This is a genomic window from Frankia sp. AgB1.9, from assembly GCF_016786355.1.
Lineage (GTDB): Bacteria > Actinomycetota > Actinomycetes > Frankiales > Frankiaceae > Pseudofrankia.
This window is the reverse complement of sequence record NZ_JADWYX010000139.1, coordinates 1-23,159: the sequence shown is the minus strand read 5'-3', so window position 1 is coordinate 23,159 and position 23,159 is coordinate 1. Positions and strand designations below refer to the sequence as shown.

General features: G+C 72.9%; 18 protein-coding genes. 9 read left to right on the top strand and 9 right to left on the bottom strand.

Translation table 11 applies throughout. The features are described from left to right. Positions 1–120: 120 nt before the first annotated feature. Positions 121–357 carry a hypothetical protein gene (locus tag I6A60_RS35560; protein ID WP_203042558.1) on the bottom strand — a complete coding sequence of 79 codons (237 nt, stop codon included), beginning with the start codon at positions 355–357 and terminating at the stop codon, positions 121–123. 214 nt (positions 358–571) lie between these two features. Between I6A60_RS35560 and I6A60_RS35555 the strand changes: the two genes are divergently transcribed. Next, positions 572–946: a YccF domain-containing protein gene (locus I6A60_RS35555; RefSeq protein WP_203019243.1), complete on the top strand. Its 375-nt coding sequence runs from the start codon at positions 572–574 to the stop codon at positions 944–946. Positions 947–988: 42 nt separating this feature from the next. Here I6A60_RS35555 and I6A60_RS35550 read toward each other — a convergent pair whose 3' ends face one another. From I6A60_RS35550 to I6A60_RS35535, 4 genes are all read right to left on the bottom strand, one after another. Continuing rightward, positions 989–1,633, bottom strand: a complete 645-nt coding sequence (locus I6A60_RS35550; protein ID WP_203019241.1) for a TetR/AcrR family transcriptional regulator — start codon at positions 1,631–1,633, stop codon at positions 989–991. A 25-nt stretch (positions 1,634–1,658) separates the two neighbouring features. Further along, positions 1,659–3,200, bottom strand: coding sequence for an MFS transporter (locus tag I6A60_RS35545; RefSeq protein WP_203019239.1), 1,542 nt, complete (start codon positions 3,198–3,200; stop codon positions 1,659–1,661). A gap of 118 nt (positions 3,201–3,318) precedes the next feature. Then, on the bottom strand, positions 3,319–4,137 hold the full coding sequence (locus I6A60_RS35540) for a hypothetical protein (protein WP_203019237.1): 819 nt from the start codon (positions 4,135–4,137) through the stop codon (positions 3,319–3,321). Further along, complete coding sequence (locus tag I6A60_RS35535; RefSeq protein WP_203019235.1) at positions 4,134–5,174, bottom strand: hypothetical protein; 1,041 nt, start codon at positions 5,172–5,174, stop codon at positions 4,134–4,136. Before I6A60_RS35535 ends, I6A60_RS35540 begins: the two co-directional genes overlap by 4 nt. A 135-nt stretch (positions 5,175–5,309) precedes the next feature. Between I6A60_RS35535 and I6A60_RS35530 the strand changes: the two genes are divergently transcribed. The 4 genes from I6A60_RS35530 to I6A60_RS35515 all read left to right on the top strand — a co-directional run bounded on the left by I6A60_RS35530 (position 5,310) and on the right by I6A60_RS35515 (position 12,247). Continuing rightward, the gene (locus I6A60_RS35530) at positions 5,310–6,911 is read left to right on the top strand and encodes a carboxylesterase/lipase family protein (protein ID WP_203055805.1); all 1,602 of its coding nucleotides are present in this window, start codon (positions 5,310–5,312) and stop codon (positions 6,909–6,911) included. Between the two features lie 147 nt (positions 6,912–7,058). After that, positions 7,059–9,128 (top strand): rhodanese-like domain-containing protein, encoded by a 2,070-nt coding sequence (locus I6A60_RS35525; protein WP_203055804.1) that lies wholly within the window; start codon positions 7,059–7,061, stop codon positions 9,126–9,128. Between the two features lie 193 nt (positions 9,129–9,321). Further along, positions 9,322–9,987 carry a copper resistance CopC family protein gene (locus I6A60_RS35520; RefSeq protein WP_203021635.1) on the top strand — a complete coding sequence of 222 codons (666 nt, stop codon included), beginning with the start codon at positions 9,322–9,324 and terminating at the stop codon, positions 9,985–9,987. Beyond that, positions 9,977–12,247, top strand: a complete 2,271-nt coding sequence (locus I6A60_RS35515) for a cytochrome c oxidase assembly protein (protein WP_203021636.1) — start codon at positions 9,977–9,979, stop codon at positions 12,245–12,247. Before I6A60_RS35520 ends, I6A60_RS35515 begins: the two co-directional genes overlap by 11 nt. 26 nt (positions 12,248–12,273) lie before the next feature. Here I6A60_RS35515 and I6A60_RS35510 read toward each other — a convergent pair whose 3' ends face one another. Beyond that, on the bottom strand, positions 12,274–12,606 hold the full coding sequence (locus I6A60_RS35510) for a YkvA family protein (RefSeq protein ID WP_203021637.1): 333 nt from the start codon (positions 12,604–12,606) through the stop codon (positions 12,274–12,276). A gap of 248 nt (positions 12,607–12,854) precedes the next feature. Between I6A60_RS35510 and I6A60_RS35505 the strand changes: the two genes are divergently transcribed. Then, a complete protein-coding gene (locus I6A60_RS35505) occupies positions 12,855–15,896 on the top strand; it encodes a tetratricopeptide repeat protein (protein ID WP_203021638.1) in 3,042 nt (1,013 codons plus the stop codon). A 35-nt stretch (positions 15,897–15,931) separates the two neighbouring features. Next, complete coding sequence (locus I6A60_RS35500; RefSeq protein ID WP_203021639.1) at positions 15,932–16,516, top strand: pyridoxamine 5'-phosphate oxidase family protein; 585 nt, start codon at positions 15,932–15,934, stop codon at positions 16,514–16,516. A gap of 151 nt (positions 16,517–16,667) precedes the next feature. On the opposite strand, the gene I6A60_RS35495 is transcribed toward I6A60_RS35500, so the two are convergent. Then, positions 16,668–18,620 carry an Hsp70 family protein gene (locus I6A60_RS35495; RefSeq protein WP_203021640.1) on the bottom strand — a complete coding sequence of 651 codons (1,953 nt, stop codon included), beginning with the start codon at positions 18,618–18,620 and terminating at the stop codon, positions 16,668–16,670. Positions 18,621–18,825: 205 nt separating this feature from the next. Continuing rightward, a complete protein-coding gene (locus I6A60_RS35490) occupies positions 18,826–19,278 on the bottom strand; it encodes a universal stress protein (protein WP_203021641.1) in 453 nt (150 codons plus the stop codon). Between the two features lie 149 nt (positions 19,279–19,427). Here I6A60_RS35490 and I6A60_RS35485 point away from each other — a divergent pair, with 149 nt between their 5' ends. Together I6A60_RS35485 and purU are read left to right on the top strand one after the other, a co-directional pair. Further along, a complete protein-coding gene (locus I6A60_RS35485) occupies positions 19,428–20,297 on the top strand; it encodes a thioesterase family protein (protein WP_307874030.1) in 870 nt (289 codons plus the stop codon). Positions 20,298–20,456: 159 nt separating this feature from the next. Next, on the top strand, positions 20,457–21,344 hold the full coding sequence (purU, locus tag I6A60_RS35480) for a formyltetrahydrofolate deformylase (protein ID WP_203021644.1): 888 nt from the start codon (positions 20,457–20,459) through the stop codon (positions 21,342–21,344). A 60-nt stretch (positions 21,345–21,404) separates the two neighbouring features. On the opposite strand, the gene I6A60_RS35475 is transcribed toward purU, so the two are convergent. Beyond that, positions 21,405–22,184, bottom strand: coding sequence for a class I SAM-dependent methyltransferase (locus I6A60_RS35475; protein WP_203021642.1), 780 nt, complete (start codon positions 22,182–22,184; stop codon positions 21,405–21,407). Positions 22,185–23,159 lie beyond the last annotated feature (975 nt).

Below are 23,159 nucleotides of genomic sequence, written 5' to 3'. Positions count from 1 at the left end.
GGTTCTGTAGCGCCCGCTATAGTCTGTTGGCATGGACAGATCGCGCGGAGGACGGCCTCGGGAGTTCGACCGGGCCGGCCCCCCCCCCCCCGCGGGGGGGGCGGGGCCCGGCCCCGGCTGTCACCGGGCCGTCCTGGTCTGCCGGGACCGGGTCCGCGCCGAGCGGGTGCCGCGTCCCGTCCTGCGGCCCGCCGGGTCCTGGTGCGGCGGGTCTGGTGGGACGGGGTCCGGCGGCAGGGTCGGGCTCAGCGGGACCTCCGGGTCGGGGCGACGCTGTGGGTGCGGCGTCGGCGGCTCGGTCGTGAGCCGGGTGGCGGTCCACCGCGGCCGGCGCCGCCAGCCGGACGAGAGGCTCATGGTCATGCTCTACCCGCCGTGCCCTCGACGTATCGCCCACGCCCGCCAGGTCCGCGGGCGGACCGGCTGACACCTGCCGGACACGGGACGAGATGCCCTGCTCCGTGGTCGGATACTGCGCTTGGCCGGTGGTGTGCGTTTTCCGCCGGTCGACTGGCGGCTCGGCGTGGACCGGCGGTCTACTGGAAAGTGGACGGGTGCGAGGGGGAAGACGATGCGGCTGCTGCTGAACCTCATCTGGCTGGTGCTGTGCGGGCTGTGGATGGCGATCGGGTACACCCTGGCCGCACTGGTGTGTTTTGTGCTGATCGTGACGATCCCGTTCGGGTTCGCCTCGCTGCGGATTGCGAACTACGCCCTGTGGCCGTTCGGCCGGACCGTGGTCGACGACCCGTCTGCCGGCGCGCCGTCCCTGATCGGCAACGTGCTGTGGCTCGTTCTCGCGGGCTGGTGGCTCGCCATCGGCCACCTGGTCACCGGCGTCGCGCTGTGCCTCACGATCATCGGGATCCCGCTGGGCCTGGCCAACTTCAAGCTGATCCCGGTGTCGCTGCTGCCGCTCGGAAAGAAGATCGTCGAGACCGCCTAGCGTTCGGGACACCGGGCGCCCGGGTCGGCAGGCTCAGCGGGCCTAGCTGCCGAGGCGCAGGACCGGGCCGGAGGCGACGAGGCTCTCCCAGTCGGCCGACGTGATCGGCCGGGTGGCCAGCGGCTGGTCGCCGCCCGGGCGCAGGCCGTCGAGGACCAGGTCGAGGTAGCGGCGCCAGATCTCGGCTACCGCCCGGTCGGTCGCGTCGATCAGGGCGCTGACGGTCCAGATGATGACGCCGACGTCGTGCGGGTTGACGTCGGCGCGGACCCGGCCGCCGGCCCGCGCGTCGGCGAGGATGCCCTCGACCGCGCGGATGTACTCGTCGCGCAGCGGCCGGGCGACGGTCGTGTCCCACAGCCGGCCGGACCGGATGCCGTCGACCGCGTGCTGCTCGGCCATCGCGCGGACGAAGGTCTCCAGCCGCTCGGCCGGCTCCGGATGGGCCTGGGCGGCCCGGGCGGTCGTGAGCAGCCGCTCGAAGTACGGCCGGGCCAGCTCGTCGAGCAGCGCGCTCTTCGTCGGGAACCGGCGGTAGATCGTGCCGATCCCGACGCCGGCCCGGGTCGCGACCTCCTCGACCGTGAACGCGGGACCGTGCTCCCGGTACAGCTCCAGCGCGGCGGCCAGCACCCGCTCCCGGTTGCGCGCCGCGTCGCAGCGCAGCCGCTCCGCGGTGGTGGTCATGAGATGAGCGTAGGTGATCGGCCGCTCAGCCGGCTGCCGGCGCGGTGACCTGCCCGGAGGCCAGCTGCCCGGGCGCGGCGGGCTCGGCGACGATGCCCTCGCGGGTCGGACCCGAACCGCCGGGCCGCGAGCGCACGACCGGCACCAGGGCCGCCGCCACCGCCGCGACCACGGTGGCGATGACCAGCACGATCATGCTGGTGCTGTAGCTCGACTCCTTCGGGTACCCACTCGGCAGCGCCCCGGAGGCCAGCAGGCTGGCGACGACACCGCTGCCGATGGAGCCGCCGATGGTGCGGATGTTGGAGTTCATCCCGGTCGCCGCGCCGGTCGCCTCGATCGGCACCGCCTCGATGATCAGGTTGGCCATCGAGGAGAACGCGAGGCCGATGCCGATGCCCTGAATCGCGGTCATGACGATGAAGTTCCACGGCTGGTCGTGCGCGACGACGAGCAGCCCGAACGACGCCGCCGTCAGCGCACAGCCGGCGACCAGCGGCGGCTTGGCGCCGAACCGGCTGGTGAGCCGCCCGATGTACAGGCTGGTGACGAGCATCGCGGCGGTGCTCGGCAGCATGTAGAGGCCCGACTGCGTGACCGAGGCGCCCAGGCCGTACCCGATGCGGCGCGGCGTCTGCATCAGCGGCGGCACCAGGATGAACGTCGCGTACATGCCGACGCCGAGCAGCAGGGCGGCGACGTTGGTCCACCACACGGCCGGGATTCGCATCATCTTCAGGTCGATCAGCGGCACCGCCGAGCGGTTCTCCACCCAGGCCCACAGCGCGAAGGTCGCCACCGCGGCGGCGAACAGGCCCAGCGTGCCCGGCGCGGTCCAGCCCCAGCTGGTTCCCTGGGACAGCCCGAGCAGCAGTGCGACCAGCCAGGCCGCCAGCGCGATGGCCGCGCCGATGTTCACCGTCCCGGTCGCCCGCACCGGCGACTCCGGCACGAAGAAGACCGTCGCGACCAGTGCCAGCACCGAGACCATCAGCGGGAACCAGAACAGCCAGTGCCAGGAGAAGGCATTGATGATCGGCCCGGAGAGCACGATGCCCAGGCCGCTGCCGATGCCGAGCATCGCCGACATCAGGCCGATCGCCGCCGGAACCCGCGCGGGCGGGAACTCGTCCCGGATGATGCCGTACGACAACGGGAAGATCGCGCCGGCGAGGCCCTGGATGATCCGGGCGATGATCAGCAGGCCGATGGAGTTCGAGACCCCGGCGAGCAGCGAGCCGACGCTGAGCGCGGTGAAGACGATCAGCAGCATCAGCCGCTTGCCGAACAGGTCGCCGAGCCGGCCGAGGATCGGCGTCGCGATCGACGCGGACAGCAGGAACGCCGTCAGCAGCCAGGTGACCGTCACCTGCGAGGTGTGCACGTCGCGCTGGATGGTCGGCAGCGCCGGCAGCACCATCGACTGCAGCACGGTGTACGCACCCGCGCCGAGCGCCAGCGTGAGAAAGATCAGCGTCGGGTTCCCGCGCCCCGGCGCGCGCACGTGGTGCTGGCTGCCCAAGGCCGTGCCGGGGCCGGTCGGACCGCTGCCGGGTTCGGCGGACATGGTGCTCCGATCGCGACGAGAGGGGGGAGGACGCTCCCGCCGAAGCGGAATCGTGCTCCGCATATTACCGACAACCGGAACCTCCCTCCGCTTCAATCCTGTGTCCCGGCTGTGACGCTCATTCCGTTGCGCGCCGCCGCGAACGGGTGGTGGCGACGGCGTCGACCGTTCCACCGACTGCGGCCACGCCGGTGACGATCCCGCAGAGGAGCAGCCGGCCCGGCCCAGCGGCGTCGCCGAGCCGGTGACGCAGCACGGCGTCGGGCGACAAGTCCTCGACGATCGGGACGAGGCCCGCGCGCTCCCAGGTGTAGTACGGCCGGCCGGTCGGATCGGCGGCTACCGACGGCCCTCGCGCCGGCTGCCCCGCCGGGTCTCCCAGGAGCCAGCCCACGGCGACGGCAGGGGCGCACATCAGCAGCAGGGCGACGGTGACCGCGCGGTTCCGGCCTGCCGCCTCAGCCGCGGCTGCCAGCAGCACACCGGCGCCGAAGCAGGCCACGCAGGCCGGGGCCACGTGCGCGGTGAGGCTCGGCGCGTCGAGGAACTGCAGAGCGAGGGTGACCGCCGAGGCCGCGGTCAACAGCCCGCCGACGGCGATCAGCGTCGTCGGGCGCGCCAGACGTCGGCCAAGCGTGAGTCCGGCGACGGTACCGGCGAAGAGCAGGGCCAGCGGCGGGACCTGCAGGGTGGCGGCGCGTTGGTGAACGATCAGCCATTGCTCGAATCCCAGCCAGCACAGCAGCCCGCATGCCAGCCCCAGCGTCACCAGCAGGACGGTGAACAGCGAGGCCCGCGTCGCGGTCGGCCACGGCGCGGGTCCGGGGGCCGGCCGGCGCCCGCGGTCCCGCGGTGCCGCCGCGGCTGTCCGGGCCACGGCCGGGTCGAGCGCCCCGGGCGTGACGGCCGGCTGGCCTGGGGGCGGGAGGCCCTTCATCGGCCCGCCCCCGCCCGGAAGTTGCCGGCGCGGCGCCGGGCCGCCCGACTGCCCGTCTCGAGAACGTCCGGGCTCGCGCCGTCGGAGGTGGCCGGCTGGCCTGGGCGCGGCGGCGGACCGGAGGGCGGGCCGGGCGGCGGCGCCCACGGGACGCGCGGTGGCCTGGCCGGCGCCCAGGCGCCCGCGGCGTCTGCTCCGCCGCTCAGCCCGGCGAGCAGGGTGAGACCACCGAAGAGCGAGATCTCCAGCCGCTCGCCGGGCACCATCGTCACCGGCAGGTTGGCCCCGGGGACGGGATCGACGGAGGTCGAGCCGTCCGGCCGTTCGCAGCTCGTCACGCGGACTCCCGCCGCGTCCTCCCGGACGGTCGCCGGCCCCACGCAGGCGCCGAAGGGACTGTCCGGCGCGCGCTGTTCGGCCAGGTTGACCAGCGCGACCGGAGCGCAGCCGCCGAGGACGAGCAGCGCGCCGATCCAGACCAGCCAGCGCCGCCGGGTCGCCAGCAGCACCGCCGGGACCAGCAGGCCCAGCCCGAACGAGTTCACGCATCCCGGAACCCAGACGGCCGGCCGGCTGCTGCGCGCGGCGGGTTCGACCGCGAACGCCAGGGTCGCGCCGCCGACCAGCACGCAGGCCAGGTACACGAGCACGGCGCCCATGACTCTCCGCCGCACGGCGAGGGCGACCAGCGCGCCCAGGACGGCGGCCACCGACAGCGCGATGTAGCAGAGGTACGCATTGATGGTCTCGCCCTCGATCAGCCGCTCCAGGTACGCCTTGTGGCCGAGGAGGCCGGCCACGACGCCGAGCAGCGCCGTCGTCGCGGTGAACAACCGGGCGCGCCGCCCGGTCTCGTCCGCGGCCGCTGCGGGGCCGGGCGATGCCGGCGACGCACTGGCCGCCGACCCGCTCTGCCCTGCCGGCGGTCCGGCGGCCGCCCGCAGCGTGCGTCTCCAGCGGAGGTCGCGCACGACGAGCGCGTAGCTCGCGACGGCGATCACGGCGATCACGGTGATCGTCTCCCAGGCGAGGTCCACTGACGTCCTTTCATGCCGCGGGCGAGACACGGGCCGAGGCGCCGGCTGCGCCTGGTCGTTCGCCGCCGCGACGCGGGGCTTTACTGGCGAGTGGCGCCCATCGGGGTCGCCGATTGTGCCAGGGAGGCTTCGCCGGTGTCCGATCTGCCACCTTTTGCGAAGCCCGCGACCGGCCAGGGCCCAACGGCGGGCGGGAGCGTGGGGCCGGACGCCGCCCGTGGCCGTGCCGACGGTCCGCGGGCGGCGAGCGACCTGACGGCGGTCCGGCTGCCGTGGGGCGTCGCGCGGGGAGTTGATCTCGGCGGGGTGCGGGTGTGGCGTGGCCTGCCCTATGCCGCGGCGCCGATCGGGGAGCGGCGGTTCCAGGCCCCGGAGCCGCCGGAGCCCTGGGCCGGGGAACGGGACTGCTCGGCCTTTGGCGCGACCAGCCCACAGCTGCGGCTGCCTGGGCTGCGCTCGCCAGCGCGCCGTGGCCGGGAGCCGCGCGGCAGCGAGGACTGCCTGTACCTGAACGTCTGGTCACCCGGGCCTGGTGGGCCGCCCCGGCCGGTGCTGGTCTGGATCCACGGCGGCGGCTTTGTCAGCGGCGCCGGCAGCTCCTTCGACGGCGCCAGGCTGGCCGCCCGCGGCGACGTCGTCGTCGTCACGGTCAACTACCGGCTCGGCCCCTGGGGCCACCTCGATCTCGCCGGGCGGCCCGGCGCCGGGAACCTCGCCCTGCTCGACCAGCTCGCGGCGCTGCGCTGGGTGCGTGCCGCCGCCGGGGCGTTCGGGGGTGATCCCGGTCTGGTGACCGTGTTCGGCGAGTCCGCCGGGGCGATGTACATCGGGGCGCTGCTGGGCGCGCCGGACGCCCGCGGCCTGTTCCACCGCGCCGTCCTGCAGAGCGGCACCGCCCATCACCTGCGCGACCAGGCCGGCAGTGAGCGGGTCCGCCGCCGCTACCTGGACCTGCTCGACCTTCCGCCGGCGCGGGCCTCCACCGTCGAGCTGGTCCGCGCGGCGCAGGAGCTGCTCGCCGAGTCGGTGCTGCCCGGCGCGGCGGTCGGGCTCGACCCGTTCGCGCCATCCCTGGACGGCGCCGTCCTGCCGGTCGGGCCGGCGGGGGCCGTCGCTGCCGGGTCGGCGCGGGACGTGCCACTGCTGGTGACGTGGTGCCACGACGAGGCCGAGCTGTTCCTGACGCTCGCGCCCGACGTACTGCCGGTGGGCCTCGCCCGGCGGGCGCTCGCCACGCTCGGCGAGGCCCGCTGGCAGGCGCTGCTTGACCTCTACACGCTGACCGCCGACGACCTGGCCGCCGACGACCTGGCCGCCGACGACCTGGCCGCCGGCGACCCGGCCGCCGGGCGGTCCGCGCTGCTCACCGACGCGATGTTCGCGCTGCCCGCCAGCCGGCTCGCCGACGCCGCGCACGCCGGCGGCGGACGGGTCTGGACCCTGCGCTTCGACCCGGTCGCCCCCGGCCGGGCGGCCATGCACGGCGCCGACCTGCCGTTGACCTGGGGCCGGGCGGACGAGACGAGCCAGGACCCGGCCCGCCGCGCCGCCGCCCACTGGCAGGACGCCCTGGCGTCGTTCGCCCGCTCCGGCGACCCGTCGACCCGCGCGCTGCCCGCCTGGCCGCGCTATGACCCGGACCGGCGCACGGCCCTGCTGCTCGGCGCCACCGCGTCGGCCGTCGAGCAGCCGGGCGGTGCGCGGCACGCCGCCTGGACCGGTCTGCCCCTGCCGTAGACCGCCGTTCGGGGCTTCGCTGCCCGAACGTTGCGGCATTGTGAGGCTTGGCCCAAGCCGCGCCCAAACTGGCCGGTCGGGCGAATGACCGGCCGGTCACGGGTGTTCCCTGCGGAATTGGCCGGCGATGACGGGAGGGGACCAGCGGTGGGCTCCAGGTATGTGATCATCGGCGCCGGCGCGGTGGGCGCGACGGTGGCGGCCCAGCTCGTCGAGGTCGGGCTGCCGGTCGTGGTGGTCGCCCGGGGCGCGAACCTGGCCGCGCTGCGGGCCGGCGGCCTGCGCTACCTGCGGCCGGACGGGCCGCACCAGGTGCCGCTGGAGGCCGTGGCCGGCCCCGAGGAGCTCGACCTGCGCGCCGGGGACGTGCTGGTCCTCGCGACGAAGGCCCAGGACACCGAGGCTGTCGTCGCCGACTGGGCGTGGCGACCCGTCGCCGGCGCCCGGCCCGGACCCGGCGCGGCACCGGGCACGCCGGCGGTCGCTGCGGAGGCGCTGCCGATCGTGCTGTTGCAGAACGGGATCGACAGCGCCCGGTCGGCCCTGCGGCGGTTCGCGGCCGTGGTCGACTGCGCGGTCATCCTCCCGGCGTCGCACCTGCGGGGGGGGGTGGGGGGGGCGCGCGGCGCGCGGGGGGGCGGCGGGCGCGGCGGCGGCGGGGCCGCCGGGGGCGCGGCGACCGTCCCCGCCACCACCCTCCCCACGGCCGAGCCGGCCGGGCCGGACCCGGTCGACCTCGCCGCGGCCCAGATCGCCGCCGACCTGGCCCGTGCGTCGTTCGCGACTACCGTGGTCGACGACATCGCCCGGTACAAGGCCGGCAAGCTGCTCGGCAACCTCGCTTACAACCTCGACGCCGCCGCGTCGCCCGGCCCGCTGCGGGACGCGGTGGCCAGCGCCGCCGTCGAGGAGGCCCGGGCCGTGCTCGCCGCGGCCGGTGTGGAGGCCGCCGAGCCGACCGCCGCTCCGGGCCTCGACCTGACCGCCTGGAAGATCGAGGACGTCCCGGGCCACGACCGGCTGGGCAGCTCGACCTGGCAGAGCCTGGCCCGCGGCGGCTCGGTCGAGTCCGACTACCTCAACGGCGAGATCGTGCTGCTCGCCCGCCTGCACGGCCTGGCCGCCCCGGTGAACACGGCGATCGCCAGCTGGATCGCCGGCGCGGCCCGCCGGGGCGGCCTCCCTGCCGGCCTGGGCCCGGCCGAGCTGGCCGCCCTCCTCACCGCCGCCGGCCGTCCCGTCCCGTCCGTACCCGCTCCCTCCGCCTCGGCCGCCGCCGGTCCCGATGTGACCAGCTCGGTCGTGACGAGGGTGGACGGGGCCGGTGGCGAGTGGGTGGACCGCGATGGGGCAGCCGGCGGCGGTGGTCCGGCGCGCGCGGGTGCGGTGCTCGTCGGCGCGGCGGCCCTGCGCGACGAGCTCGCCGCCGCCGAGCCGCCGTTGCTGCTCGACGTCCGCTGGGCGCTCGGCGACGCGCACGGCCGCGACCACTACCTCGACGGCCACCTCCCCGGCGCCGCCTACGTCGACCTGGAGACCGAGCTCGCCGCCCCGGCGGCCGTTCCCGGTGGCCGTCATCCGTTGCCGGACCTCGCCACCCTGACCGCCGCCGCCCGCCGGTGGGGGCTGACCGCCGGGCGGCGTGTCGTCGTCTATGACGACAACGGCGGCCAGTCGGCCGCCCGGGCCTGGTGGCTGCTGCGCTGGGCCGGCGTCACCCAGGTCCGGCTGCTCGACGGCGCGTTGGCCGCCTGGCGCTCGGCCGGGTTCCCGCTGGAACGTGGCGACGTCGTCCCGCCCGTGGGCGACGTGACCCTGCGCGGCGGCGCGCTGCCGACGATCGACGCCGACGGGGCCGCCCAGCTCGCCGTCGAGGGAACCCTGCTCGATGCCCGCGCCGGCGAGCGCTACCGCGGCGAGGTCGAGCCAGTCGACCCGAAGGCCGGCCACATCCCCGGCGCCCGCGGCGCGCCGACCGGGGCCAACCTCGACGAGGCTGGCCGGTTCCTGCCACCGCGGGTGCTGCGCGCCCGATTCGCCGCCCTCGGCGTGGGGGAAGGCACCGGCGTCGTCGGCGTCTACTGCGGCTCCGGGGTCACCGCCGCCCACGAGATCGCGGCCCTCGCGGTGGCGGGCATCGACGCCGCCCTCTACCCCGGCTCCTGGTCCGAGTGGTCGGCCGACCCGACCCGCCCGGTCGCCACCGGCCCGAGCTGACCGGACCAGGGCGGGACCCGGCTACCAGCCAGGCCCGGGTCCGCGCGGGGTGGTCGGGGGCGGCTGGCCGCCCGAGTATCTTCGACGTGACGTAGAAGCAATGTGACGTAGAAGCTGAGCCCGGGCGTGACCGCCGGCACCGCGGCCCGACCGCCGCGCGCCGGGGTGCCTCGCGGCGGGTGGGAGACGCGCGATGCGTGCACCGAAAGACGGCAGCGACAGGGCGGGGCGTGGCCCGGTGGGCCGGCGCGTCGGGGCTGGGCTCGCTGGCCTGGGCCTGGCGCTGGTCGCGCTGGTCGCCGTCGCGGCGCCCGCGTCCGCGCACACCCGGCTGCTGTCGAGCACTCCGGCGGACGGCTCGACCGTCCCGACCGCGCCCGACCAGATCCGGCTGACGTTCGCGCAGCATCTCCTCGGGTTGGGCGCCGTGGCCGTCGAGGGGCCCGGCGGGAGCAGCGTGGGCGTCGGGGACGCCGTCCTGGACGGGGCGATCGTCACCCTGCGGCTCGCGGAGCACCGTCCCGCCGGGGTCTACCGCCTGTCCTACCGGATCGTCTCCGCGGACGGCCACCCGGTGTCAGGGCAGGTCACGTTCACCGCGACGGGTGACGTAGGGTCCGTTTCGTCGCCTACGGCCGCGGCGGCCACCCCGTCCGCGGCCGGCGCCTCGGCCAGTGGCGGGACCGCGTTGCCCGGGACCACGTTGCCCGGGACCGGGGCGACGTCGGAGGGCAAGGGCGGGTCGTCCGCCGGCCTGGTGGTGGGCATCGCCGCCGGTGTCGGCGCGCTCGTCGTCGTCAGCGGTGCGGTGATCGCCCTTCGGGCCCGCCGCGGGCAGGGGGGCACCGATGGAGCCTGACCACGCGTCGACCGTCGTGTCCACGCCGGCGGCCGACGGTGCTCGGCCCGCCGCGGCGACGGTCGTCTCACCCACGGCAGGGTCCGTGCCGACCACCGACACGCCAGACGTGCCGGACCAGGCCACGCGGCATGAGGCCACCGCATCAGGGCTGCCTGGCGCCAGTTCCCGTGGACGGTGGCCGGTCATCGCCGGAGTGGTCGCGGGCGGGGTCGCGATGCTGGCGACCCTGGTCATCGTCCTGGAGTTCGGTGGCGCGGCGCCGAAGCGGCTGCCGGCGGACCTGGCCGGGGCCGATCCGGGGATGGTCACCGGGTGGGGGCTGCCGGTCAGCCGGCTGCTGTGCGACGCGGCCGGGGTCGGCACCGTCGGCGCACTGCTGGCCGCCGCGTTCCTGTTCCCCGCCGCCGGCGGCAAGCCGGGCGCGGCGGGACGGCGGATGCTGCGCTGGGCGTCCGTCACCGCCTGGGTGTGGTGCGTCGCGTCGCTGGCCCAGTTCGCCTTCACCGTCTCGGACCTGATCGGCAAGCCGCTGCCGGCGGCCCTCACGGCACACGACGTCGGCAACGTGATCGACGCGGTGCCGCAGCCGCGGGCGCTGCTCATCGTCGCCGCGATCGCGTTCGCGATCGCCGTCGGTGCCGGGGTGGCACGCAAGCTCGACACCTGCGCCTGGCTGACCGCGGTCGCGCTGTTCGCGCTGCTGCCGGTCGCGATGACCGGGCACGCGCACGGCTCCGGCGGCCACGACCTCGCGACGGTCAGCGGCGGCCTGCACGTCCTGTCGGTGTCCGCCTGGGTCGGCGGGCTCGCCGCGCTGCTGCTCGGCGGTCGGTCCCTCGCCGGGCCCGAGCTGCTGACCGCCGTCCGCCGGTACAGCGGGATCGCGGGGCTGTGCCTGGTCGTCGTCACGATCAGCGGCCTCGTCAACGCCTACGTGCGGGTTGTCGCGTTCGACGCCCTGTTCGACAGCCGGTACGGCAACCTGGTGATCGCGAAGACGGTCGCGCTGGTGCTGCTCGCGGGCTGCGGGGCCGCCCACCGCCAGTTCACGATCCGCCGGCTGGCGGCCGGAACGGCCGCACCGGCGAGCCGAACCGCCTCCGGGAACGCAGCCGCTCCGGGGGACATAGTCGCCCTGGTGGATCGGGCCAACCTGGTCGCCGCGCGCCGGCCCTTCCTGCGTCTCGGCGCCGCCGAGGTCACGCTGATGGGGGTCGCGATCGCGCTCGGCGCTGGCCTGTCCCGCACGGCGACGCCGGCCGCCGCCGACGGCGCCACCTCGGACAACCCGGTCGTCGCGATCCTCGGCTACCCGATGCCACCGGCGATCAGCATCGCCCGGATCTTCACGGAGGCCAGGCCCGACCTTCTCTTCGGCACGATCGTCCTGCTCGGGACCTGGTTCTACCTCGTCGGCGCGGTCCGGCAGCGCCGCGCTGGCGCGCCCTGGCCGATCGGCCGGACGGTGAGCTGGGTGTGCGGGATGGCCGTCATCGCGTTCGCGACGAGCAGTGGCCTGGGTCGCTACGGCCGGGTGCTGTTCAGCGTCCACATGGTCCAGCACCTGCTGCTGATGATGCTCGCTCCGATCCTGCTGAACCTGGGCGCGCCCGTGACGCTGGCGCTGCGCGCGCTGCCGACCGGCGTGACCGGGACGACCCGCAGCGCCCGGGCCTGGCTGCTGCGCATGGTGAACAGCCGCTGGCTGGCGTTCATCGGCAACCCGCTGGTCGCTTGGACGCTGTACTCGGTGTCGCTCTACGTGCTGTACCTGACGCCGCTGTTCGGCTGGGTGCTGCGCAACCACCTCGCGCATCTGGCGATGATGGTCCACTTCCTGGTCGTCGGGTACCTGTTCTTCTGGGTCCTGATCGGCGTCGACCCAGGCCCGAAGCGGCCGAGCCACCCGGCCCGGATCATCCTGCTGTTCACGGCGTCGGCGGTGCACACGTTCTTCGGGATCATCCTGATGATGTCCGGCAGCGTGATCGGTGACTCGTACTACTCGCTGCTGACCCGGAGCTGGGGCGCCTCGTCGCTGACCGACCAGCACCTCGGCGGCGGCATGGCGTGGAGCTTCGGCGAGCTGCCCGGCGTCGCCGTCATCGCCGTGCTGGTCTTCCAGTGGGCCCGCACCGACGAACGGCGCGCCCGCGCGAAGGACGCCCGGATGGACAGCGGCGACGACGACGAGTTCGACCAGTACAACGCCTACCTCGCCGGCCTCGCCACCCGCGACGGCAGATCCGGCCGCTGAGCCCTCGGCCGATCCAGGAGACCGGCCTAGCCGCGGCGCCGGCGGCGGCTGGGGGGTGCCTCGATCTCCGGGTGCCCCGAGACGGCGGCGCGGCGGGCCGCGACCAGCCGGGAGATGTAGAAGGCGGCGGCGACCAGAATCCCGCCGTCGTCGATGTAGCCGAACGGCCCGAAGATGATCTCAGGGATGGCGTCGACGGGGGAGACCAGATAGGCGAGGGCGCCCACGGCGGCGACGACCCCGCGTAGCGGCACCCGGTACTTCACCAGCACGAACGCGCCACTGACGACCATCGCGAGCACGACAAGGCCGAGCCCGATGAGGATCACCAGTGCCACGGTGCCCAAGCTGTGATCCACGCTCGAATCCCTTTCTGCTCTGCCCGACAGTCAGCGCTCGGGTCACGCGCACACCACGGAACTTCGGTCCGCCAGGATCTCTTTCCCCCCAAACGATCCCCGACGAACATCGCGTAGCCGACACCGCGTCGCCCGCGTCGCCGGCCCGGTCGGGCGCCGCCCCGGGAAGACGCGCGTTACTGGTTGATACGGGCGCACTTGATGCGATGATTTCGGCTCACAGATCGCGAGGCGCACGGGGGCTTCCGGTGACCGACCGCAACGACCGGCCGCGCAGCCTGCAGGACCGAATCCGGGCCCGGCAGGCGCACGTGTTCGTCGGCCGCCAGGAACAGCTGCGCCAGTTCGAGGAGAACCTCGGGCTACCACTGGACGACCCGCGCCAGCGCTTCCTGTTCAGCGTCTACGGCGACGCGGGGATCGGCAAGACCTTCCTGGTCCGTCAGCTCGCCCGCGTCGCCCGGGAGAAGGGCTGGCTGACCGCCTACGTCGACCACGCCGTCGCCGACGTCCCGGAGACGATGGCTTCTATCGTCGCGCAACTCACCAGCGCGGGCGCCCGCTGCAAGGACTACGCGGACCGGCACGCGTCCTACCAGCAGCGCCGCGGCGAGCTGGCCTCCGACCCCAACGCGCCCGACGGGCTGGCGACGCTGCTGACGAGGACGGCGGTGCGGGTCGGCCTGCACGCTGCCGGCGACGTGCCGTTCGCGGGCGCGGTGACGGAGGCCATCGACGCCGACGCGGCGGCCGACCAGGTCGACCGGTTCCGGCGCTTCATCGCCGCCAAGTTCCGCAACAACGACGACCAGCGGCTTGTGATGTCGCCGGTCGAGGCCCTCATGCCCGCCTTTCTCGCGGACCTGGGAGTGGCGGCCGAACACGCGCCGGTAGCGCTCTTCGTCGACACCTACGAGCGCACCAGCACCTTCCTCGATCGCTGGTTGCTCGACATGCTCGGTGGACGGTACGGGGACCTGCCGGAGCGTCTCGTGCTCACGGTCGCCGGCCAGCACCCACTGGACGTGAACCGCTGGGCCGAGTTCTACGGCCTGCGGGCGGACATTCCGCTGCGCGTCTTCACTGACGACGAGGCAAGCGAGCTACTCGCCGCCCGCGGTGTCACCGACCCGCGGGTCACCGACGTGATGCTGACCTTGTCCGGCCGGCTGCCAGTGCTGTTGGCAATGCTCGCCGAGAGCCGCCCAGCGAGCCCCGAGGAGGTTGGTGACCCGAGCGGAGACGCGGTCGAACGCTTCCTGCGCTGGGAGGAGGACGACGCGCGAAGGCAGGCGGCGCTCCTTGCCGCCCTGCCACGCAGACTGGACGCGGACATCCTAGCGGCGGCTCTCGGAACCGACGGCGACAGTGCCGGCGCGACCTTCGGCTGGCTACGCACCCTGCCGTTCGTGTCATCCCATACCGAGGGCTTCCAGTATCACGACGTGGTCCGCGGTCCGATGCTGCGTCAGGTCCGCCGGAACTCCCCGAACGCGTGGCGCGCCGCGCATCTGCGCCTCGCCGACCTGTACGGGCGCCGAGTTGAACTGACGGGCTTGTCCGGAGGCGAAGGATGGCGCGAGGACTCCTGGCGCGCCAACCGGAGCGAGGAGGCATACCATCGCCTCTGCGCCAATGAGCCGGGCGCACTGGCGAACGCGATGCACTGCGTCATGGACGCGTACCACTGGACGACTCCTGAGGCGGCGCGGCGCTGTGTCGAGGCCATGACGGCGGCTGGCGTCGACGCGGCTCTTCCCGTTCCGCTCGACCGCGGCGGCACACTTCTCGCGTTGCTGAGAGCCGACGACTTCAATGAGATCGTTTTTCTCGACGGACTGATCGCGGACGTCGCCTGCGACGCGAAACGGCGTGCTCGGCTCCTGTCCGACCGAGGGTGGTGCCAGGTGGTGAAAAATGACCTGGACCGTGCGGTGGAAGACGCCACGGCTGCGGCCGAGCTTAAACCGGACCTCGTGCGGGCCTGGGCCATCCGAGGAGAGGCGCACCGCCAGGCCGGGCGTCTCGACGAGGCCGTGGCTGATCTCAGCCGCGCCGTCGATCTCAACTCGCGATACATCTGGGCCGTGTACAAAAGAGGTCTTGCGCTGCTGTCCGCCGAAGACTACGAGGGTGCGGTCCTCGACTTCGACCGCGTTCCGGAAATCGATGAAGACTATCCTTCGGCGATAGCCCTTCGTGGCGAGGCGAATCGTCTCAATGGCAATTACGGTGACGCGCTGACCGACTTCAACCGTGCCCTTGAACGCACTCCTGATGCGGCTTGGATAATCGGAAGCCGCGGGCAGGTGCACCAGGAGATGGGCAGTCATGAAAAAGCCATAGCCGACTATGACCGAGCGCTCGCGGTCGACGCTGAGATACTGTGGATCATTAACGAGAGGGGACTTTCCTACCGAGAGATCGGAAAACTGGACGAAGCTCTCGCCGATTTCAACCGGGCGCTGGAGCTGGAGCCGGACAGTGATTGGCAGTTGGCGCAGCGTGGTGAGGCGCATCGTCTTGCCGGTAGCTACGCGGACGCTCTCGCCGATTTTGACCGTGCGATCGATATTGATCCTGAATATGCCTGGGCAATTGGACGCCGGGGCCGGGTGTACAGGAATCTCGAGCGCTTTGGCGAGGCTGTCGCCGATTTTGACCGTGCGCTGGTGCTGGAGCCGGACAGTGGCTCTATCTCGGCGCAGCGTGGCGAGACGTATCGTGTTGCTGGCAGCTACCTGGAGGCACTCGCTGATTTTGACCGTGCGATCGAGCTCGAAGGCGAAGACGACTATGCCGTGTACAAGCGTGGTCAGACCTATTGGGCTCTCGGGCGACACGGCGAGGCGCTCACCGACCTGGCCAGGTCGTTTGAGCTAGACCCCACCGATGGCTTTGCGTCATACATGATGGGGCTCGTCCAGTATGACATGGGCGATTCAGAAGGCGCGGCTGGCAGCTTCCTACGGGCGCTCGAGGCTGACATGGCGGAGCTTGCGGAGCAACCGGGAGAAGCGCGGGCCTCATTCAACATCGCGGTCTACCTGCAAGCGCTCGGCCGCGTGGACGAGGCAGTGGAACGAGCCGCGGCAACGTTCCAGGATCAGCCGTCGTCGGTCGACGTGCGCGATTTCGTGGACGACGTCCATGACCTTCGCAGGGTCACCGGGAAGAATGTCGACAGGCTCGTGGACCTGCTTCCGCCGGCAGCCCGGGAGTTGTGGGACGCCCAGGTGATGCCGACGTCAGGGATGCCCGGTGACGAGACCCCTGTGGCGCAAACCTGAGTGACCGGCCGCTCCGGTTGGCGGACACTCGGGGCATGGGCAAGGTCTATGACGGGATCGACGGGCGGCTGCGGGAGTTCGTCGAGACGCAGCCGGTGTTCTTCGTGGCGACCGCGCCGTTGAGCGGGGACGGGCGGGTGAACCTGTCGCCCAAGGGCGGGGCCGACACGTTCGCAGTGTTCGACGAGCACACGGTGGCCTACCTCGATCTCGGTGGCAGCCACGCGGAGACGATCGCGCACCTGCGGGAGAACGGGCGGATCACCCTGATGTGGTGCGCGTTCTCCGGGCCGCCGAAGATCGTGCGGGTGCACGGGCACGGCGAACCGGTGTTCCGGGACGACCCGCGGTTCCCCGAACTGCTGGCCCGGTTCCCGAATCCCGGCCAGCCGAGCGTGCGGGCCGTCGTGGTGGTGGCCGCGGAGCAGGTCAGCGACAGCTGCGGGTACAAGGTGCCGAACCTGGAGTACGCCGGCGACCGCTCGACCCACACCGAGTACTTCGGCCGCAAGAGCGACGACGAGTTCGCCGCCTACTGCGCGCGGAAGGACTTCAACGGCGAGAGCATCGACGGCCTGCCGGCACTCCCGCTCCCGTTGCCCCCGCTGCCGGTCGTCTAGCCCCGCACCTGACCGGTCTGGCCCCGCCCCGCCCCGCGGCCGGCAAGATCGCTGTCTTGGCCTTCGGGTGGCTGAAATCGCCGCGGTTTTGTGACCACGGGAGGGCCAAAACAGCGATCAAGCCAGCGGGCCGACCCTGTCGGGCCCGGCGCTAGAAGACCAGTGGGAGGCCGGAGGCCGAGCCGGTGAGGCTGACCGGCTCCTGGAAGGTCTGCGCGAGGTCGACGCGTTCGGTGTGGTCGCTGCCGGAGGCGAGGTCGCGGGCGTGGATGGTGAGCTGGCGGCGCCGGTCGACGGCCAGGACGACCTCGACGCGGGCCGTCCGGGGGTCCGTCGCCGCGAGGCCGGTCAGCTCGAAGCGCCGGACTCGCCGGAAGGTGCCGCCGGGCACGAACCGGCCGCCGTTCTCCACGACGTGCACGGTGATCGCCCGCTGGCCGGTCGAGGCATTCGTCACGAGGACCGACTCCCGGACCGGGACGGACTGGTTCGCCGTGATGATCTCGTGGAACCGGCCGCCGGAGATCTCGATGCCCAGCGGGTAGGAGACGTTGCTGGTGACGATCGGGAGGTCGTCCAGGTCGCGGCCGCCGTCGATCGCGGCCGGTCGACGCGACCGGCCGGCCTCGCGCGCGCTGGCCCGGTCGATGACCCTGGTCTCGGTCCGGCCGGTGCCCAGGTCGGTCGCGGTCACCCGCAGGGTGCCACCGGCGTCGACGTCGAACAGGACGTCGATCCGGTGCGCGAACGCGGGTGCCGGCGCCAGGCCGGTCACGTCGAGCCGGGCGAGCGCGAGGGCGTCGTCGCGGCCGGCCCGGTCCTCCTCGGACTCCACGACCAGCACGGTCACGGTGCGCTGGTTGTCGACGGTCGTCGTCAGGATCTGGCGGCGACGGGTGGGGATGGTGGTGTTGCGCACGATGATCGGCAGGTAGAGCCCGCCCACCTGCTCGACACCGACCGAGGCCGGGATGACGTCGTGCAGCCGCAGGTTCTTGACCTGCCCGACGAGGCCGGCGGCCTGCAGGGCCGCACCGGTCACCACGCCCTCGGAGATGGTTCGGTGCGGCGGCTGCCCGGCGAGCTTCTGGACGAAGGCGCCGACCGCGGGCATCCGGGCCGCGCCGCCCACCAGGATCACGTGGTCGATCTCGATGGTCCGCATCGCGCCGTCGCGTAAGACCCGTTCGAAGGGATCACGGCAGCGCTCGAGGATCGACTGGGTGATCGTCTCGAGCTCGTCCCGGCCGAGCGTCAGGTCCAGGTGCACGGCGTCGCCGCCGGCTCCGGCCAGGTAGGGCAGGAAGACGTGCGCCGTCGTCGCGGCGGACAGGTCGATCCTGGCCGTCTCGGCCGCCTCCCGCAGCCGGGCCAGCGCCTTCGGGTCGCCGCTCACGTCCACGCCGTGGTCGTCCCGGATCCGCTGGACGAGATGGTCGACGAGGGCCAGGTCCCAGTTGTCGCCACCCAGGTGGTTGTCGCCCGCTGTGGCCTTCACCTCGCACACGCCGGCGCCGATCTCCACCAGGGAGACGTCGAAGGTGCCGCCGCCGAGGTCGAAGACCAGGCTGCGTTCTTCCTGTGCCCGGTGCAGGCCGTGGGCGATGGCGGTGGCCGTCGGCTCGCTGACGATCAGGGCCACCTCGATGCCGGCCATCCGCGCGGCCTCTTCCAAGGCGCGGCGCTGCACGTGGCTGAAGTAGGCCGGAACCGTCAGGACGGCGCTGCCGATCGCGCTTCCGGTGTATTCCTGCACGTCCGCGTGTAGCCGCTTCAGGAGCAGGGCCGCGATCTCCTCGGCCGAGTAGCGGGTGCCGTCGTGCTCGTGGGACCAGTCGGTGCCCAGCCTGAGCTTCACGGACCGGATCGTGTGCTCCGGGTTGGTGACCGCCTGGCGCACCGCGGCTGCGCCGATCAGCGGCGGCCCGTCCGCCGTGAAGGCGACCACGCTGGGGGTGGCCAGCGTGCCCTCGGCGTTCGGCACCAGCCGGACCCGGCCGTCCTGGAAGATGCCGACGGCCGAGTTGGTCGTCCCGAAGTCGATGCCGACCGCCGGCCCGGCCGGCTTGCTCGGGCCCTGCCCGGCCTTTTCGTTCGACGTCATGCGCCATCACCCCGCGGCCGATCTCCGGTTCTGGACGGTGCAACCGTAATCGGCCAACCACGCGATGGGACAGTGATTGTCCGGACCGTGGCGGGCGTAGCGGGACGGTAGCGCCGTCGCACAGCTGCCGCGGCGCGCGACGGCGCAGGTGACCAGGGGTGTGCCGGGCCGACACGCCCGCTGGGGAATGTCGGCCCAGGACCGATCAGCCCTCGCGGTGCGGCTCGCGGACGACGAGCACCGGGCAGTGAGCGTGGTGCACGATCGCCGTGCTCACCGAACCCAGCAGCGCCCCGACGAGACCGCCGTGCCCGCGCGAGCCGACGATCAGCAGGTCGGCCTCCTTACCGGCCTCGATCAGTACGGCCGACGCCGGCCCCTGACGGATCTCGGCGCTCACCCCGTCCGGCAGCTTCGCGCCGAACACCTCGCTGAGTGCGTGCTCGAGCGTCTGCTTGGCGCTGTCCTCCAGGGTCTGCGCGTCCAGCGGCACGGTCGGCACGTACGGGCTGCCGACCGGCACCTGCCACGCCAGCACCACCAACAGGTCGGCGCCGCGCAGCTCCGCCTCCCGGGCCGCCCAGCGCAGCGCCTCCAACGCCTGCGCCGACCCGTCGATCCCGACGACAATCCGCCGCGCCTCGCCGCCAGTGCTCATGGCCATTCCTCCTGGTCCGGGGGCGTCGGTGTCCCCTCAAGAACCAGCTAACCCGCGTAGCCGGTTCCGAAACCGCTACCAGCGATCCCACGACCTCGGCCTGTTCGCCTCACGACCCATGGGCCGAACGGCCTGTGTACGGTCGGTCTGTGGGCGAAAGCAGTGCGCGGACGGTGGAACAGGCCGTCGACAGTCCGGACGGGCAGGCCGACAGGCCCGACGGGCCGGCCGGCGAGGCCGAAGGCCTCTACGTCGAGCTCGGCGGGGGTCGGTGGCTCGCGACCGCTCATACCGCCGGCCCCTGGGACCCGAGCGCCCAGCACGGCGGCCCGCCGAGCGCGCTGCTGGTGCGCGCCGTCGAGCACACCGCGCCGCGGCCGGAGATGGTGATCGCCCGCTTCACCACCGAGCTGCTCGGGCCGGTCCCCGTGGGCGAGCTGACCTTGCGCAGCGAGGTCACCAGACCGGGGCGCAGCGTGGAGCTGGTCGAGGCGGTGCTGACGGCCGGCGGCCGGGATGTCGCCCGCGGCACCGCCTGGCGGGTCCGGCGCGCCACCGGCGCAGCCGTACCGCCGCGCCACCCGGCACCGCCGCCGTTCCCGGAGGGTCCGGCGCGGATCCCGCCGTCCGGAGTGATCCCCGGCTTCCCGAGCGCGATCGAGTGGCGGTCCGCCGGCCGGGGCCGGATGACCGTCCCAGGCCCGGCCGCGCTGTGGGGCCGGCTGCGCGTGCCGCTCGTCGCCGGCGAGGACCTCAGCCCGGTACAGCGCCTGCTCGCGCTCGCCGACAACGGCAACGGGATCTCCAGCGAGACGGACTTCGCGTCGACGTACTTCATCAACCCGGAGCTGACGGTGCACATCCACCGCGAGCCGGCCGGCGAGTGGATCTGCCTCGACGCCACGACCACGATCACGCCTGGTGGCGCCGGACTGGCGACCTCGGTGCTCTCCGACCGGTCCGGACCGGTCGCGATCGGCGCGCAGTCCCTGCTCGTCGCGCCGCGTCCCGGGCGCTGACCCGCCGGCCGTCCCAATCTTGGACCGCGTGGGCCGGGGCGCTCGACGCGCCGGCCGGTGGTGCGCTCGCCTCGCCGGGCCGGTCCGGGACATCATCGTCCGGTGACCGACGGTGATGGCCCGCGCGGGCCGGCTCGACTGCTGGTGCCGGCGGCCGCGGTGGCGGCGCATGCCGAGCGCTACCGGGACGTCGGACGGGTGCTCGTCACCTGCCCGGACCGGCCCGGGATCGTCGCGGCCATCTCGGGCCTGCTCTTCCGGCACGGCGCGAACATCACGGAGCTGCAGCAGTACTCGACCGACCCGCTCGGCGGCACCTTCTTCCTGCGGATCGAGTTCCACCGCGAGGACCTCAGGACCGGCCTGGCCGCGATCGAGGACGGGCTCGCCACCATCGCCGCCGAACCCCCGATGGGTGGCGGGATGCGGTGGAGGGTGACCACTCCGGCCGCCCGACACCGGGTCGCGATCTTCGTGTCGAAGGCCGACCACGCGCTGCAGGAACTGCTCTGGCGCACCCAGGCGGGCGAGCTGGCGATGGACGTCCGGATGGTCGTCTCCAACCACGACGACCTGCGACCAGTCGCGACGGACTGGGGCATCCCGTTCCATCACGTGCCGGTGACGTCGACCACCCGTGATGAGGCCGAGTCTCGGGCTTTGGCGTTGCTCGACGGCGAGGTGGACCTGGTGGTGCTTGCCCGGTACATGCAGATCCTCACGCCCCGGTTCCTCGCCGCGTACCCCGACCGGGTCATCAACATCCACCACAGCTTCCTGCCGGCCTTCGTGGGCGCCGACCCGTACGGCGCCGCGGCCAGGCGCGGAGTGAAGCTCATCGGGGCGACGGCGCACTACGTCACCGCCGACCTGGACGCAGGGCCGATCATCGAGCAGGACATCGAGCGGGTGGACCATCGCCATCAGGTCGCGGACCTACGCCGGATCGGCCGTCATGTGGAGCGCGCGGTGCTCGCCCGGGCCGTCGGCTGGCACCTGGAGGACCGGGTCATCGTGCACAGCAACACGACGATCGTCTTCGCCTGAGCCGGCGGCAGCCTGAACCGCCCCGAAGAGGCCGACGGCGGGCGGTTGGGTCCCCGATGGTCAGAAGGCGGAGCGGCGCAGCCGCCAGATGCACTCCGACGGCCAGCGGCGGGCCCACTCGTTGTCGGCGCGTTGACGTCCGGTCAGGCTCGGGTCCGCCTTCGGCCGCGTCTCCAGCAGGTCCTCGACGAGCAGGCCACAGGACCGGAACAGCCGGATCCACTCGCCGTAGGGGAGGTTCGCGCTGACGAGACCGTCGGCGTCGGTGAAAAGGCGCAGGTTGAAGTAGTCACGCACCAGCCCGCGGCTCGCGTGGTCACCGCCCTGCGCGACGGTGATCTCGTAGAGCGGGCTGATGTGGCTGAACGCCAGCAGCCCACCCGGCCGAAGAATGCGCGCCGCCTCGGGAATCGCCCTGGTCGGATCGGCGAAGGAGAAAGCGCCGTGGTCGGCGAAGACGATGTGAAAGGAACGGTCGGCGAACGGGACCTCCTCGGCGCTCGCCTGCACGAGCGGGAAGGTCAGCCCGGTCTCCTGCTGCAGCTCACGGCTGTGGGTCAGCTGGCGCTCGGACAGGTCCAGACCCACGGCGTTCGCGCCGCGGCGGGCGAGTGCCGTCGACCACTGGCTCCCGCCGCAGCCCATCTCCAGAACGTCGAGACCGGCAACCTCGCCGAAGATGTCGAGCTCCGACTCGGGCAGTCCCCAGAGGCCCCACGCCACGTCGCCGGTGAATGCCTGGCCTCGTATCCGCGGTGCGTTGAAACGCTGGTAGTCGTCGGAGATCTCGTTCCAGCGCGCCCGGTTGGTGCGTACGTAGGAGGTCACGCCGTCGCTCATCGGGAATCCTGGTCCGTTCGCTCGTCGCCATCCGGTCAGCGTTGACCGTTCGTAGCGCCGGGCGGCGGCCGTCGACGGCGCCGGACGGGTCGCCGTCACGGCGTGAGCCGGCCGGTCCGCTCGTCGGCGGTGGTCACGAGCCCGGGAGGCTCGACTCTAGGCGACCGGTTCACGTCGATCCGTCCTGGGTACCCGGGAAACGCCGGAGCCGTCCGAGTGGCTGGTCCGCGGTGTGCCAGTCGTCCTGCCACTGGCGGGAGCGGGCCAGGGGAGACCGGTCGCGCCGTTCCGAGCCTCGCGGCGTGTCGGCGTGCTGCTTCGGCGTCGTGCCCCGGACCAGCCGGCCCGGTGCCCCGGAGCGGGGGCCCGGCCAGGCCGGAAGGGCCGGGTGCGGACCGTCACAGCAGCCGCCCGTCATACCGGGTTTGCCTGGGTGTAACGTTACGTCTCGCCTCACCGGCCGGGATCAGTCCCGGCCAACCGGGCTGGCGACATCGCAGGCGCACCGTGACATCGGGCCCCGATGAGACCGGCAAAAAGGGGATGGGGTACGGTTCTTCAGGTCCACCAGGTGGCGGTTCACCGGCGCAAGTCGGAGAGAACCGACACGGGATCTCGTTTCGAGGACACATCTGGAAATGGCTCGCCGCAGGTCGCAAGACCAGCGCGAAAGGCCATCTGGTAGGTTCTCGGACACGGCGAAAGCGGCACCAAATCCAGCCAGCGGCGGGATTTGACAAGCTCTCGCGAAGCTCCGTAAGGTGCGATCGACACAGCGGCCCGGGTAACCGGTTCCGGTAAAGTCGAAAACACCTCGCCGGCCTCGGCCGGCAAAGTGGTAGCGTGAGTCCGGTACAAACCGGAACGCGCCGGTGAAACACTCCAACAGAGTGTCAAGCCGGTTCATGCGTCCGCTCCTTGAGAACTCAACAGCGTGCCATAGAAGTCAGTGCCATAAAACCCCGTCTGTGGGTG